Source organism: Pseudomonas sp. Bout1, assembly GCF_034314165.1.
Lineage (GTDB): Bacteria > Pseudomonadota > Gammaproteobacteria > Pseudomonadales > Pseudomonadaceae > Aquipseudomonas.
This window is the reverse complement of sequence record NZ_JAVIWK010000001.1, coordinates 962,415-976,082: the sequence shown is the minus strand read 5'-3', so window position 1 is coordinate 976,082 and position 13,668 is coordinate 962,415. Positions and strand designations below refer to the sequence as shown.

Below are 13,668 nucleotides of genomic sequence, written 5' to 3'. Positions count from 1 at the left end.
CATCATGGCGACCAATATCGACTGGCTGCACCGCGCGCCCCACGCCAGTGGCCTGGAGCGTATCGAGGCATATTTCGCCGGGTTTGGCTTCGACCCCCATCGCCACGACACCTATGCCATCGGCCGCACCCTATTCGGCGTGCAGAGCTTTCACTATCGCGGCGGCATGACCCACAGCCTGCCGGGGCGGACCATGGTGATCCATCCCGACGAAGTGCATGACGGTTGGGCCGGCAGCGAGGAAGGTTTCAAATACCGGATGATTTACGTGGAGCCGGCGCTGATCCAGCAGGTGCTCGGCGGCAAGCCGTTGCCGTTTATTCCTGGCGGGCTGTCCCGCGACCCAAGCTTGTACCGCGCCAGTGAAGTGTTGTTGCAAAGCCTGGATTGCCCGATCGATCCGTTGCAGGAACAAGACGCAATGTTCGACCTGGCCCAGGCGCTGAACAACGCGTCGGGCATCACGGTAAATCGCAAGACCTTCGATTACCGCGCCGCCGAACGCGCACGGGAGTTTATCCACAGCGCCCTGGGCCGGCCGATCACCCTGGATGAAATGGCGGAATACGCCAACCGCGACCGCTGGGCGTTGTCGCGGGATTTTCGCTTGTTGTTTGGCACCAGCCCGTATCGCTACCTGACCATGCGCCGCCTGGACCTGGTGCGCAGCCTGTTGGGCCAGGGCCAGTCACTGGTGGATGCGGCGCTGACTGCCGGCTTCACCGACCAGAGCCACATGACCCGCCAGTTTCGCAGCACCTTCGGCATGCCACCGTCGCGTTGGGTGAAGATGCTCGGGCGCTGAAAATCCCGCCTTGAAATGCGATCAACCTGTGGGAGCTGGCTTGCCTGCGATGGCGGTGGATCAGTTAATAAATTGTTGGCTGACACTCCGCTATCGCTGGCAAGCCAGCTCCTACAGTTGAACTATGTCGCTGCCGAAATCGTATTCGACGCTGGAGCTCGTTCTTTAAGGGCCAACGCCAGCACCGCACCTGCCAGGGCAATCGCCGCGCTCCACCACAACGCCAGTTCAATCCCGCGCGCCTGCGCTGCGCCCGTCGACCCACCGGCGTTCGCCAACGACACCAGCAACGCCAGCCCCAACGCACCGCCAATCTGCTGGCTGGTAGACGCCATGCCTGCCGCCACACCCTGCTCGCCCGGGCGGATACCCAACCCGGCAGCCACCCACATCGCCGTCCAGGTCATGCCCTGGCCGATACTCAGGATAAAAATCCCCGGCAGCAGCGACCAAAACCCCGCCCCTGTCGGCAACGCCAGGCACACCAGCGCGATACCCACCGCGCCCGCCAACTGGCCGCTGACCAGGGTGGTGCGTAACCCCAGCCGCGCCAACGAACGCTCCGCCAGCCAGATGCCGGCGGTGCACACCAGGGTCGCCGGTAAAAACGCCAACCCTGCCTGCAACACGCTGTAGCCATAGACCTGCTGGTAGTACACCGCCAGGAAGTAGTACTGCACGCCAAAGCTGCTCATGAACACTGCCGTCAACACCATGGCCATGCGCAACTCGCGATAGCCAAGCAGCCGAAGCGGCATCAACGGGTCACGGCCGCGGTGTTCGATCCAGGCAAACAGCCCAAGCAGGGCCAGCGCCAAGGCCATGCAGCCCACGGTCGACGGCGCCGCCCAGCCCCATTCCGGCCCTTGCACCAGGGCGAACACCAGCAACGTGCCGCCCACCGTGACGGTCAACGCACCGCTGATATCAAAATTGCGCCCACGGGCCCGCTCGCCATCGGCGGGAATCCAGTAGCGCGCCGCCAGGGCACAGGCACCGGCCAATGGCACGTTCACCAGAAACACCGCTTCCCAGCCCCACGCCTGGGTCAACACACCGCCGAGCAACGCGCCCAATGCCAGGCCGGCTGCCGAGGCCGCACTCCACACCGCAAACGCCCGGTTACGCGCTGGCCCCTCGGCATAGTGGGTGTTGATCAGCGCCAGCGTGGCCGGGAATAACAGCGCCCCGCCCACACCCTGCACTGCCCGGGCCAGCACCAGCAGCAGGGCACTGCCGCCCAGCACCGCCGCCAGGGAAGCCAACGCGTACAGCGCTTGGCCGAGGATGTACAAACGTCGCTTGCCCAGCAGGTCTGCCGCCCGGCCGCCCAGCAGCAGGAAGCCGCCGAACGCTACGCTGTAGGCACTGACCACCCACTGCAATTGCTGGGCGGAAAAACCCAGGTGGCTGCCGATTTGCGGCAGCGCGACAAACACAATGGTCGCGTCCAGGGCGATGATCAGTTGCGCGGTGGCCAGCAGCAACAGCATCCAGCCTGAGGGTCGAGATAAAGGCATCACAGCGTCCTGCCAGAAAATAAGAGGCGCCAGTGTCTTTCATGCTCAACAGATGATAAATAGCCTTATCACTCTTTCAGTAATGACTTTAATCATGGACCTGAACGCTGTACGCCTGCTGATACGCGTCGCCGAAACCCGCAGTTTTACCCGCGCTGCCGGGGACTTGGGGTTGACCCAATCGGGCTTGTCCCGCGCCATTTCCCGGCTGGAAAACCAACTGGGCGTGCGCCTGCTGCAACGCAACACCCGCAGCGTCAGCCTCACGCCCGACGGGCAAATGCTGTATGAGCGCAGCGCGCCGTTGCTGGCGGAGCTGGCCGAAGCCGAGCGGCAAATGCTCGACCGCCGCGCTTCTCCGTCCGGCTTGCTGAAGATCAGCACACCGTCATTGTTTGGCCGCAAGGTGGTGATGCCGGTAATCGGCGAACTGACCCTGAAATACCCCGAGTTGCGCATCGAAGCGGTGATGACCGACCGCCTGGTGGACATCGTCGACGAAGGCTTTGACGCCCTGCTGCGCACCGGCGATATCCAGGACCAGCGCCTGATCGCCCGGGCGCTGCCGCCGCTGCGTTGGATCACCGTCGCCGCCCCGGCGTACCTCGCGCGTTTTGGCACACCGCGCACCGTCGATGAACTCAAGGACCACAACTGCCTGACCGTGCGCAACCTGCGCACCAGCCGGCTGGTGGACTGGCAGTTCATGCTGGAGGGCAAGGTGCAGGATGTGAGCGTCGAGGGAAGGCTGATCTTTGATATCGGCGATGCGTTGGTGGACGGTGCAGTGGGTGGGTTTGGCATCGCCCAGGTGATGGATTTTGCGGTGCGCGAAGACTTGGCTGCCGGGCGCCTGGTGCCCTTGCTGGAAGATTTTGCCGGGCGCAGCCGGGCGATATCGCTGGTGTACCCACCGTCGCGGCAGTACTCGCCGAAGTTGATGGCGTTTGCCGAGGCACTCAACAAGGCGCAGTGGTAACACACCTATTGTGGTGAGGGGGCTTGTCCTGTGGCAGGGGGACTTGTCTGTGCCAGGGGGACTTCTCTGTGCCAGGGGGACTTCTCTGTGGTGAGGGGGCTTGTCCCCCGCTGGGCTGCGTAGCGGCCCCAAAAAAGCGGGAGCGCTACGCACTCCAGCGGGGGACAAGCCCCCTCACCACAGGACAAGCCCCCTCACCACAGGACAAGCCCCCTCACCACAGAACAACCCCCATAGCCACAGGACAAGCCCCCTAGCCACAGGTTTTTTGATGTACGGCATTACGCCAGGTGTTTACCTTCCAGCGGTTCGCCAATCGTCAGGAAATGCCCGCCCGCCACATGGTGCACCGTACGCAGCGCATCCTGCCCTTCGAAATGCCAGCGGCCATCACTGAACACCCGCTCATCCGCCTCGGCCGCCACCACTTCAGCCAGGAATAAATCATAGGTCTGCTGGTTATGCGGTTCGGGCAGCAACCGGCACTCCAGCCACGCCACGCACCCTTCCAGCATCGGCGCGTCCGTGTGCTCGCCACTGAACGTCTGTAAGCCATAGGCGGCGAACTTATCGGTCTCGCTGCCAGTGGTGTTGCCCACGGTCTGCACGATATCGGCCTGGGCCGCACACGGTACGTTGAGCACGAAGGTGCCGGCGCCTTCCAGCAGTTGCCGGGTCCAGGTGGCCTTGTCCAGCACGACGGCGACTTTGGGCGGCTCGAAATCCAGCGGCATGGCCCAGGCCGCCGCCATGATGTTGCGCTGGCCGTTATGTGCGGCGCTCACCAGTACGGTCGGGCCGTGGTTAAGCAAGCGGTAGGCCTTGGACAGCGGGACGGGACGGCGATGGTTAGGGCTCATGGACGAAAGCTCGGAGAAAAAACCTACGATACCTCAAGCATGAGCCGCAGTGATTAGCTGCTCAGTTGATTGGCGAATTGCCCCACCGCACTGACCACCTTCTGGGCACCGTCCTGGATCTCGACAATTACCGTGCCCGCCTCCGCCGCCAGGGCCAGGCCTTGTTCGGCTTGCAGGCGGCCATCGGTCATCAGCGCCACGGCATCGCGGGCCATGTCCTGGTTCTGGCGCACCACGCCGACGATCTCCTCGGTGGCCTTGCTGGTACGCGACGCCAGTTGCCGAACCTCATCGGCCACCACCGCAAAACCACGACCTTGCTCACCGGCGCGGGCGGCTTCGATGGCGGCGTTGAGCGCCAGCAGGTTGGTCTGTTCGGCGATGCCGCTGATGGTCTTGACGATGCTGCCAATCACCTGGGACTGGGCGTTAAGCGCTTCGATGCCCTCGCCGGCCTGTACCATGTGCTTGGCCAAATCGCGCATTACCTCTACCGCCTGGGTGACCACCGTGGTGCCGCGCTGGGCGCTGCTGTCGGTTTGCAGGGAGGTGCTGTAGGCGATGTTGGCCGCTTCGGCCACCGCCTGTTCCTGGTTGATCTGATCGGTGATCACCGTGGCGAACTTGACCACTTTGTACAGGCGCTCGTTGGCGTCGAGCACCGGGTTATACGAGGCCTCCAGCCACACCGTACGCCCGTGGCTGTCTACACGTTTGAAGCGGCCGGCGACGAATTCGCCGGCGTTCAGGCGCTTCCAGAACTGCTGGTACTCGGTGCTGTTGGCGTCCTGCGGCTCGCAGAACAAGCGGTGATGTTTGCCCTTGATCTGCGCCAGGCTATAACCCATGCCGTTGAGGAAACGGTCATTTGCCGTCAGCACATTACCGTTGAGGTCGAACTCGATGACCGCCGTGGAACGCACCAGCGCAGTGATCAGGTTTTCGTGCTCGCGGGACGCTTCGATGGTGCGGGTCAGGTCGCTGGAGTACATCGAAATGTGCTTGATACGCCCGTCGCTACCGCGCACCGGTTGCACGATGGAGCGCAGCCACGCCTCATCGCCGTTGCCTCGTACCAGGCGCACGGTCCCGGCAAAGTGTTCACCGCGTACCAGGGCGTTCTTGAAACGCAGTTGAAAGCTGTCCTGCTTGACGTGCGCGGGCACCAGGTCGTCGATCAAGCGGCCCTGCAACTGGCTTGGCTGGTACGCCATCTCCTGTAGAAAAATGGCATTGACAGACTCGATGCGCCCTTCGGGGTTCAGGGTCAGGGTCATCATCTCGCTTTCCAGGCTCTCCTTGACCTGCTGCAAACTGGATAATTCTTCGCGAAGAGCAGACAGCTCCTGCTTGAGACGGGTGTTGAACATGGAGGCACCGGAGGGCAAGTAAGGAGGGGATCTGACCTGCATCGGCGCTGCGGGCGTTTTCTTAAGCGCGCTGTGGCGCATTGCTCAAGTATATTTTCGGGCCGCCTGCGCGGCACTGGCTTGCGGGTTGTTTTGCATCACCTTGGCGCAGGTGCGGTTGCCGATAAGTTAATCAAGGCCAGCACCGTGGCTGACGGTCAGGGGTGCACCTCGTCATGTTCGTCGTGCTGAAAACCATCGCCCTCGACCTGAATGGTCGCGTGGGAAATATCGAACTGTTCATGCAGTAATTGCGTCACCTGGCTGAGGATTTGTTGCTCGGTGCCTTGGGCCGAATCTGCCACCAGATGAGTACTGAGCACGTTCTTGCCGCTGGTGAGCGCCCAGATATGCAGGTCGTGTACGTCCTTTACCCCGGGCACCCCACGCAGCGCCTGCTCCACTTTGTCGATATCCATGCCGTGCGGCACACCTTGCAGCAGCACGTTCATGCTTTCCTTGAGCAGGGTCCAGGTTCGCGGCAATACCCAGAAGCCAATCGCTGCGGCGACCACCGAATCCACCCACGCCCAGCCGGTGTATATGATCACCAGCGCCGCGATGATCACGCCGATGGAGCCGAGCATGTCGCTCCAGACTTCCAGGTAGGCGCCCTTCACGTTGAGGCTCTCGCCGCTGGCCGCGCTCAACAGACGCATGGAAATCAGGTTGACGACCAGCCCCAGCACCGCGATCACCAGCATGCCGGTGGGCTGGACCTGGGCGGGTGCCTGCAAGCGTTGATACGCCTCATAAAGGATATAGAACGCCACGGCGAACAGCAGCAGTGCATTAAACGCCGCCGCCAGGATCTCGAAGCGGGCATAGCCAAAGGTGCGTTTGCGGTCGGCGGCGCGCTTGGCCACCTGGATCGCCACCAGGGAAATCCCCAGGGCCAGGGCGTCAGTCATCATGTGCGCAGCGTCGGACAACAGCGCCAGGCTGGCGGTGATAAAGGCCGCGATCACCTCGGCAATCATAAAACTGCCGGTCAGCGCCAATGCGATCCATAACAGCCGTTCGTGGCCGGCGCGTACCTGGGCGTGGCTATGTCCTGCGCTCATGAAATGTCCTCAAGTGTCGTCGTCCGGTTGATCATAGAGCTATAGGCCAAAACCACCGGCATGGGTTGCGAAATTGTCATCCCGCCGTCAGGTGGGCGTTATGCCATGCGCACCAAAATTGCACATGGACGCTCTGTAACCCTTCTATCAGGTATGCTTTTCGAGCAGGAAACAAAAAGAAACATATTAGCCAACCTGTTCGATAAGGAGTCCCGTTTTGGAGTTATCGACTGCCGCGTGGATGGTTCACGACACCCGCCTCATGTTTTGCGTATTACTGGCCATCGCCAGCATCATCGTGTTGATCAGCGCGACCAAGCTGCCGCCGTTCCTGTCGATCCTGATCGGCACCTTTATCGCCGGCGTGGGCGCAGGTTTGCCGCCGGAAGAAGTGGCGAAGGCTTTCAGCAAAGGCGCCGGGGCGATCCTGGGTGAAGCCGGGATCATCATTGCCCTGGGCTCGATGCTCGGCGCGTTGATGGCTGAGTCCGGGGCTGCCGATCGTATCGCCACCACCTTGCTGGGGTTGGGCAAGGGCAAGTCGCTGCCGTGGGTGATGGCGCTGGTGGCTATGGTGATTGGCTTGCCGCTGTTCTTTGAAGTGGGCCTGGTGATGATGGTTCCGATCATTTTCGTCATGGCCAAGCGTTCGAACCAGCCGCTGCTGAAAATCGCGATTCCGGCGCTGGCGGGCATGACCACCCTGCACGCCCTGATGCCACCGCATCCGGGGCCGCTGATTGCGGTGGGCGCGTTGCACGCCGACCTGGGCCTGACCATGCTGCTGGGCTTTTGCCTGGCGGTGCCGGCCGTGATTCTGGCAGGCCCGCTGTACGGCAACTGGTTGTCCAAGCGCATGCACGTGGATGAGCCGGCAGACATTGGCGCGCTGTTCAGTGCGCCGCCCAAGGCGCCGCGCCAGCCGAGTTTTGGGGTGTCGCTGCTGATCATCCTGTTGCCGGTGATTTTGATGCTCGGCAGCACCTTGGCCAAGGTCGCCATGTCACCGGAAAGCCCGGTGGCGCTGACCTTGAAATTCCTCGGTGAGCCGTTGATCGCGCTGGGCCTGGCGGTAATTGCTGCGGTGATTTGCCTGGGTTGGGCCAGTGGTATGCCGCGGGCTGATGTCGGCAATACCTTGCGCAAGGCGCTGGCACCGATCGCGGTGCTGTTGCTGACCATCGGCGCGGGCGGCGGGTTGAAGCAAACCTTGCTGGATGCCGGCGTTAGCCAGACCATCAGCAAGGTGGCCGAAGGCGCGCACATGCCGTACCTGCTGCTGGCCTGGTTGATTGCCGTGGCGCTGCGTCAGGCCACCGGCTCGGCGACCGTTGCCACGACCACCACGGCGGGCATTCTGGCGCCGATGATGGCGGGCTTGGCAGCCACGCAGAGCTCACTGGTGGCTCTGGCGATTGGCGCCGGCTCGGTGTTCTTCTGCCACGTCAACGACGCCGGCTTCTGGATGGTGCGTGAGTACTTCGGCTTGCAGTTGAAGCAGACGATTTGGGTGTGGTCGGTGTTGCAGACCATCGTCTCGGTGGTCGGCCTGGTCGGCACGCTGCTGATGTGGCACTTCCTGACGTAAGCCTTACCCTGCCTGGGTGCGGCGCTTGCCAAAATGCGCCGCACTCACTGCGCCCACCGCGCCCATCACCACGCAATACCCCACGCAGACCCACGGGCTGGTCGGCATCAAGGCGATCAATATCAGCGGCGTGGTACTCGCCCACAGCGCATACGCAATGTTGTAGGTGAAGGAAATCCCCGACACGCGCACCTGCGCCGGGAACAGGCCAACCATCACCGACGGCACCGCGCCCACCACCCCGCAACTCAAGCCGGCAAGCGCATACGCCGCGCCCAGCCACACGCCGCCTGCAATCAGGCTGGCATACAGCACCGCGATCCCCACTGGCAGCAACAGGCTGTAGACCAACACCGCGCGCCAGGCGCCAATGCGGTCTACCAGCAGGCCGGCCAGCACGCATCCGATGTTCAGGAACACGATGCCCAATGCGCTCAAGGCGAAGGTGTGGCTGGGGCTCATGCCGAAGGTTTTCTGCATCATGGTTGGGGAGATCACCACCAGTACCACCACCGCGGAGGTGAGCACGCAGGTGAGGATCATCGCCGGCAGCAGCGCGTTGCGGTGTTCGCGCAGGACGGTGCGCAACGGTAATTCTGCGCCAGCTTGGCGGCGCGCCTGCATCTGCAGGAACACCGGGGTTTCGTTGAGCCAGCGCCGCAGCCATACGCCGATCACGCCGAATACGCCGCCCAGCAGGAACGGGAAGCGCCAGGCGTAGTCGAGGATTTCGGCCGGGGTGAAGGCTTGCGCCAGCAGTGTCGCGGTCAGCGCGCCGAGCAGGTAGCCGAAGGTCAGCCCGGCTTGCAGGAAGCCCAGGGCATATCCGCGATGGTTACCCGGTGCGTGTTCGGCGACAAACACCCAGGCGCTGGGCACTTCCCCGCCCACCGCCGCGCCCTGGAGGATGCGCAGCGCCAGCAGGATCAAGGGGGCGAAATAGCCGATTTGTGCGTAGGTGGGCATGATCCCGATCAGCAGGCAAGGCAGCGCCATCATCAGGATGCTCAGGCTGAATACCCGTTTGCGCCCCAGGTGATCGGCAAAATGCGCCATCAGGATCCCGCCCAGCGGGCGCGCGAGGTAGCCGGTGACGAAGATGCCGAAGCTTTGCAGCAGGCGCAGCCATTCGGGCATTTCCGGCGGGAAGAACAGCTGGCTGAGGGTCAGCGCAAAAAAGACGAAGATGATGAAGTCGTAGATTTCCAGGGCCCCGCCCAGGGCAGCCAGGCCCAGGGTTTTGTAGTCGGAGCGGGAGAAACGCTGCGCCTGGGGATAAGAGGTGGCAGTCATGAAGAAGCTCGGCAGACAAACAAAATGGACTGCAGGTTATGAGCTGGGCCGGGTGATGGCAATCGCGCTGGATATATTTGCTTTACTCATTGATCAATGAAGATAACTACATTCCCAAATGAATAGCCGTAGAGGAACATGCAGCAAAACTGCCGCCCCATAATAAATACAAATAGAGGTACTGAACGTGGCCGATGCTATCGAAGAAAGCCGCTACGCCCGATTTGCCCTGCGTTGTTCCAACTTCGCCGAGCGCTGGTTCCCTGACTCCTGGGTGTTTGCCGCCCTCGCCGTGATCATTGTCGCGGTAGCGACCTTAAGCATGGGCGCCGCGCCGACCGAGGCCGCGAAGGCGTTTGGCGATGGCTTCTGGAGTTTGATCCCGTTCACCATGCAAATGGCCTTCGTGGTGATTGGCGGTTATGTGGTGGCGAGCTCCCCGCCCGCCGTGAAATTGATCGACCGCCTGGCGCGCATCCCGAAGAACGGCCGCTCTGCCGTGGCGTGGGTGGCGTTGATTTCAATGGTTGCCTCGTTGCTCAACTGGGGCTTGTCCCTGGTGTTCGGCGGTTTGCTGGTGCGGGCGCTGGCCCGGCGTACGGATTTGCGCATGGATTACCGCGCGGCCGGTGCTGCAGCCTATTTGGGCCTGGGCGCGGTCTGGGCGTTGGGGCTGTCATCGTCAGCGGCGCAATTGCAGGCCAACCCGGCCAGTTTGCCGCCGTCGATCCTGTCGATCACCGGGATGATTCCGTTCACCGAGACGATCTTTTTATGGCAATCCGGCGTGCTGCTGCTGGCGCTGATCGTAGTGTCGCTGATCATCGCCTACGCCACGGCGCCCGGGCCGAACTCCGCCCGTGACGCCAAGGCTTGTGGGGTCGACCCGGCCTTCAACCTGCCCAAGCCGCAAGCGCCGACCCGCCCGGGTGAATGGCTGGAACACAGCCCATTGCTGACCATCCTGTTGGCGTTACTGGCGGCCGGGTGGCTGTTTCATGAGTTCTCGACCAAGCCGGCGATCAGCGCCATCTCCGGGCTCAATACCTATAACTTTCTGTTCCTGATGGTGGGTGCGTTGCTGCACTGGCGCCCGCGCAGCTTCCTCGATGCAGTGGCCCGTGCGGTGCCGACCACCACCGGGGTGCTGATCCAGTTCCCGTTGTATGGTTCGATTGCGGCGTTGATGACGGTGGTCAAAGGCGGTGACGGTGCGACCCTGGCCCACCATATCTCGACCTTCTTCACCTCGATCGCGTCCCACGACACCTACGCGTTGTTGATGGGGGTGTACTCGGCAGTGCTGGGGTTCTTTATCCCCTCGGGCGGCGGCAAGTGGATCATCGAGGCGCCGTATGTGATGCAGGTCGCCAATGACCTGGAATATCACCTGGGCTGGGCGGTGCAGATCTACAACGCCGCCGAGGCGCTGCCGAACCTGATCAACCCGTTCTATATGTTGCCACTGCTGGGCGTGCTGGGGTTGAAGGCGCGGGATTTGATCGGCTTTTCGTTTGTGCAGTTGCTGGTGCATACGCCGCTGGTGTTGTTTTTGCTGTGGGCGTTGGGCACCACGCTTAAATATTTGCCGCCGGTGATGCCTTAATTTTCCGAAGCTGCACCCGCTCTTCAGGCGGGTGCGGCTGGCAGGTTGCTCAGCAGCTCAGGAAGCGCGTGCTGGACCGTGTCCCATACCACTTCAAGATTTATATCGAAGTAACCATGGGCAATCCGGTTGCGCATCCCTCGCATACTGCGCCAAGGCACCTGCGGTTGGGCAGCTGCAAACTCTGGATGTTGATCCATTATTTTGGTCGACGCTTCGCCGATGATGATCAAACTCATGATCACGGCTTGCTGAGTACGCTTGTCTTCAACAAACTCAGGCTTGCTCAAACCGTCGACAAAGGTAATCGCGTCAGATGATGCCTGGCGTATGTGCTCCAGGTAATCACCAATACGATTTGACGTCATACAGGCCTGGCCTCTGCCAAGACTTGGGCACGAAACTTCAATGGCAGGTCGCCAGGCGTCAACAGGTCAACGTTGACCCCCAACAAATCCTCCAACTCAACTTGAAGCCCGCCAAGGTCAAAAAGCGTGGTACCCGGAAGTGCATCAACCAGCAAATCGAGATCGCTGCCCTCTTTGTCGGTACCGAGTAAAACAGAGCCGAATACCCTGGGATTGGAGGTGCGAAAGCGCCCGACCACTTCACGCACGGCCACTCTCTTGAGATCAAGGGCGGTTGAAGGTTTCATGATTCACCTCGATGCATGCAATATCGTGCCAGTCTAGCAGTGCTTGGGATGGGTAAACATGCTGGCGTCATCCCGCTTGTGTCTTCCATCCGTCACAATCCGCTGATACCGTTTCCGCGAAACATATTGCAACAACTATTCAGTAGGGATCCCCAGTAATGAGTGACGAGCACCAAGATCGCCCTTCTTCCGATAATGCTGAAAAGCCGCCAATAGACACTAGCCGTCGGCGTTTTCTGGGTGGTGCGGCGGTACTGGGGGTCGGAGCCACCCTGAGCGCCTGCGGCGGCACAGCTGAACAGCCGGGCCCGCCGGTCGACCGCGAACTGACTCCTGCAGAACTGGACAAGGCCCTGCACGACAACGTGAAAACCGTGGTGGTGATCTACGGCGAGAACCGCAGCTTCAACAATCTGTTTGCCGATTTCCCCGGCGTGGAAAGCCCACTCTCCGCGCTCAAACCTGTCGACTACCAGCAGCATGACCGTGATGGCAGCCTGTTGGACACCTTGCCTGAGGTGTGGGGTGGCGTGACCCAACTGGGCCCGCAGACCATCGACGGGGTGGTCTACCCGAGTGCCACGCAATACCAGGAACACCTGCCCAACGCGCCTTTCGCGTTGAAAGGCCCGGACGTTGAAGACCTCCCGCTGGCCCTGATCACCCGCGACCTGTGGCACGTGTTCTATCAAAACCAGATGCAAATTAACGGCGGCAAGAATGACCGCTTCGTCGCCTGGGCCGACTCGGGCGCGCTGACCTTTGGCCATTACTCGCAAACGCGCTACTCCCTGCGCTTGTGGGACGTTGCCAAGGAATTTGTGCTGTGCGACAACTTCTTCCAGGGCGCCTTCGGCGGTTCGTACCTCAACCACCAGTACCTGATCAGCGCCCAAGTGCCGTTCTACCCCGACGCCGCCAACTCGGTGGCCAAGTCGCAGATCGCCACGTTGCAAAGCGACGACCCGACCGATACGCGCCTCAAGCCACTGGATAAATCCCCGGCCAGCGCCATGACCGGCCCGCCGCAATTCGGCCCGAGCGCACTGACCCCCGACGGCTACGCAGTGAACACCATGGCGCCGCCTTACTGGCCCACCTGGATCCGCGACCCGCAACGCCCGGACTACGCCAAGCCCGACCTGCCCAGCGTACTGGTGCCACAGAGCCACGAACATATCGGCGACAAGCTCTCCAAGAAGAACGTCGACTGGGCCTGGTACGGCGGCGCCTGGCAGGCAACGATTGATGAGCACAAGGATTCGTTAGCGATTCCGAAGATCCCAAGCTTTCAGTATCACCATCAGCCGTTCAACTACTTCAAGCAGCAAGGCCCGCAAAACCCGGTAGAGCGCAAGAAGCGCCTGCGCGATGGCGGGCTGGGTGATGAGCCGAGCACCAACCACTTCATGGCCGACGCCCAGGCAGGCACACTGCCGGCGGTGAGTTTCTACAAGCCCCAGGGCAACCTGAACATGCACGCCGGTTACGCCGACGTGGCCTCGGGCGACCGGCATATCACCCGCACCCTTAAGATGCTGCAGGAAAGCCCGCAGTGGAAAAACATGGTGGTGATCATCACCGTCGACGAAAACGGCGGCTGGTGGGACCACGTAGCCCCGCCAAAAGGCGACCGCTGGGGCCCGGGCACCCGCATCCCGGCGCTGGTGATTTCACCGTTCGCGCGCAAGGGCACGGTGGACCATACGGTGTACGACACCGCGTCGATCCTGCGCCTGATCACCCGGGTGTTCCAGCTGGAGAAACTCGACGGCATCAAGCTGCGGGACGAGTCGATGGTCGCCCGCGGCCAGAAACCCATGGGCGACCTGACCAACGCGCTGCACTTCAAGGTGTAGGCGCTTTTGCTCAAAAGCGACAAGCGCGCA

General features: G+C 61.9%; 11 protein-coding genes and 2 pseudogenes. 5 read left to right on the top strand and 8 right to left on the bottom strand.

The window, feature by feature from the left end; translation table 11 throughout:
* Window positions 1–4 precede the first annotated feature (4 nt).
* The gene (locus tag RGV33_RS04260; protein ID WP_322143210.1) at window positions 5–805 is read left to right on the top strand and encodes an AraC family transcriptional regulator; all 801 of its coding nucleotides are present in this window, start codon (window positions 5–7) and stop codon (window positions 803–805) included.
* A gap of 122 nt (window positions 806–927) precedes the next feature.
* On the opposite strand, the gene RGV33_RS04255 is transcribed toward RGV33_RS04260, so the two are convergent.
* Complete coding sequence (locus RGV33_RS04255) at window positions 928–2,298, bottom strand: MFS transporter (protein WP_322148613.1); 1,371 nt, start codon at window positions 2,296–2,298, stop codon at window positions 928–930.
* A gap of 121 nt (window positions 2,299–2,419) precedes the next feature.
* Between RGV33_RS04255 and RGV33_RS04250 the strand changes: the two genes are divergently transcribed.
* Entirely contained in the window at window positions 2,420–3,304 is an 885-nt protein-coding gene (locus RGV33_RS04250) for a LysR family transcriptional regulator (protein WP_322143209.1), read from the top strand.
* A gap of 281 nt (window positions 3,305–3,585) precedes the next feature.
* On the opposite strand, the gene RGV33_RS04245 is transcribed toward RGV33_RS04250, so the two are convergent.
* From RGV33_RS04245 to RGV33_RS04235, 4 genes and pseudogenes are all read right to left on the bottom strand, one after another.
* Window positions 3,586–4,164 carry a flavin reductase family protein gene (locus tag RGV33_RS04245; RefSeq protein ID WP_322143208.1) on the bottom strand — a complete coding sequence of 193 codons (579 nt, stop codon included), beginning with the start codon at window positions 4,162–4,164 and terminating at the stop codon, window positions 3,586–3,588.
* A gap of 53 nt (window positions 4,165–4,217) precedes the next feature.
* Window positions 4,218–4,649 (bottom strand): annotated as a pseudogene (locus tag RGV33_RS34170) (methyl-accepting chemotaxis protein); the annotation flags it as partial.
* 108 nt (window positions 4,650–4,757) lie between these two features.
* A pseudogene (locus tag RGV33_RS34165) lies at window positions 4,758–5,441 on the bottom strand (PAS domain-containing protein); the annotation flags it as partial.
* Window positions 5,442–5,731: 290 nt separating this feature from the next.
* Window positions 5,732–6,637 carry a cation diffusion facilitator family transporter gene (locus RGV33_RS04235; RefSeq protein WP_322143206.1) on the bottom strand — a complete coding sequence of 302 codons (906 nt, stop codon included), beginning with the start codon at window positions 6,635–6,637 and terminating at the stop codon, window positions 5,732–5,734.
* A gap of 217 nt (window positions 6,638–6,854) precedes the next feature.
* Here RGV33_RS04235 and RGV33_RS04230 point away from each other — a divergent pair, with 217 nt between their 5' ends.
* Window positions 6,855–8,225 (top strand): gluconate:H+ symporter, encoded by a 1,371-nt coding sequence (locus RGV33_RS04230; RefSeq protein ID WP_023659163.1) that lies wholly within the window; start codon window positions 6,855–6,857, stop codon window positions 8,223–8,225.
* A gap of 3 nt (window positions 8,226–8,228) precedes the next feature.
* On the opposite strand, the gene RGV33_RS04225 is transcribed toward RGV33_RS04230, so the two are convergent.
* Window positions 8,229–9,518 (bottom strand): MFS transporter, encoded by a 1,290-nt coding sequence (locus RGV33_RS04225; protein WP_322143205.1) that lies wholly within the window; start codon window positions 9,516–9,518, stop codon window positions 8,229–8,231.
* Window positions 9,519–9,705: 187 nt separating this feature from the next.
* Between RGV33_RS04225 and RGV33_RS04220 the strand changes: the two genes are divergently transcribed.
* Complete coding sequence (locus tag RGV33_RS04220) at window positions 9,706–11,124, top strand: short-chain fatty acid transporter (RefSeq protein ID WP_322143204.1); 1,419 nt, start codon at window positions 9,706–9,708, stop codon at window positions 11,122–11,124.
* Between the two features lie 23 nt (window positions 11,125–11,147).
* Here RGV33_RS04220 and RGV33_RS04215 read toward each other — a convergent pair whose 3' ends face one another.
* Window positions 11,148–11,492, bottom strand: coding sequence for a DUF86 domain-containing protein (locus tag RGV33_RS04215; RefSeq protein WP_322143203.1), 345 nt, complete (start codon window positions 11,490–11,492; stop codon window positions 11,148–11,150).
* Entirely contained in the window at window positions 11,489–11,779 is a 291-nt protein-coding gene (locus RGV33_RS04210; protein WP_076014916.1) for a nucleotidyltransferase family protein, read from the bottom strand. Before RGV33_RS04210 ends, RGV33_RS04215 begins: the two co-directional genes overlap by 4 nt.
* 158 nt (window positions 11,780–11,937) lie before the next feature.
* On the opposite strand from RGV33_RS04210, the gene acpA reads away from it, so the two are divergent.
* Entirely contained in the window at window positions 11,938–13,638 is a 1,701-nt protein-coding gene (gene acpA, locus RGV33_RS04205) for an acid phosphatase (RefSeq protein WP_322143202.1), read from the top strand.
* Window positions 13,639–13,668: the final 30 nt, after the last annotated feature.

What these genes read in the sequence shown, in the direction of transcription:
- RGV33_RS04260 (WP_322143210.1), top strand. Translation starts at nt 5, where the DNA reads ATGGCGACCAATATCGACTGGCTGCACCGCGCGCCCCACGCCAGTGGC.
- RGV33_RS04255 (WP_322148613.1), bottom strand. Translation starts at nt 2,298, where the DNA reads ATGCTGTTGCTGCTGGCCACCGCGCAACTGATCATCGCCCTGGACGCG.
- RGV33_RS04250 (WP_322143209.1), top strand. Translation starts at nt 2,420, where the DNA reads ATGGACCTGAACGCTGTACGCCTGCTGATACGCGTCGCCGAAACCCGC.
- RGV33_RS04245 (WP_322143208.1), bottom strand. Translation starts at nt 4,164, where the DNA reads ATGAGCCCTAACCATCGCCGTCCCGTCCCGCTGTCCAAGGCCTACCGC.
- RGV33_RS04235 (WP_322143206.1), bottom strand. Translation starts at nt 6,637, where the DNA reads ATGAGCGCAGGACATAGCCACGCCCAGGTACGCGCCGGCCACGAACGG.
- RGV33_RS04225 (WP_322143205.1), bottom strand. Translation starts at nt 9,518, where the DNA reads ATGACTGCCACCTCTTATCCCCAGGCGCAGCGTTTCTCCCGCTCCGAC.
- RGV33_RS04215 (WP_322143203.1), bottom strand. Translation starts at nt 11,492, where the DNA reads ATGACGTCAAATCGTATTGGTGATTACCTGGAGCACATACGCCAGGCA.
- RGV33_RS04210 (WP_076014916.1), bottom strand. Translation starts at nt 11,779, where the DNA reads ATGAAACCTTCAACCGCCCTTGATCTCAAGAGAGTGGCCGTGCGTGAA.
- acpA (WP_322143202.1), top strand. Translation starts at nt 11,938, where the DNA reads ATGAGTGACGAGCACCAAGATCGCCCTTCTTCCGATAATGCTGAAAAG.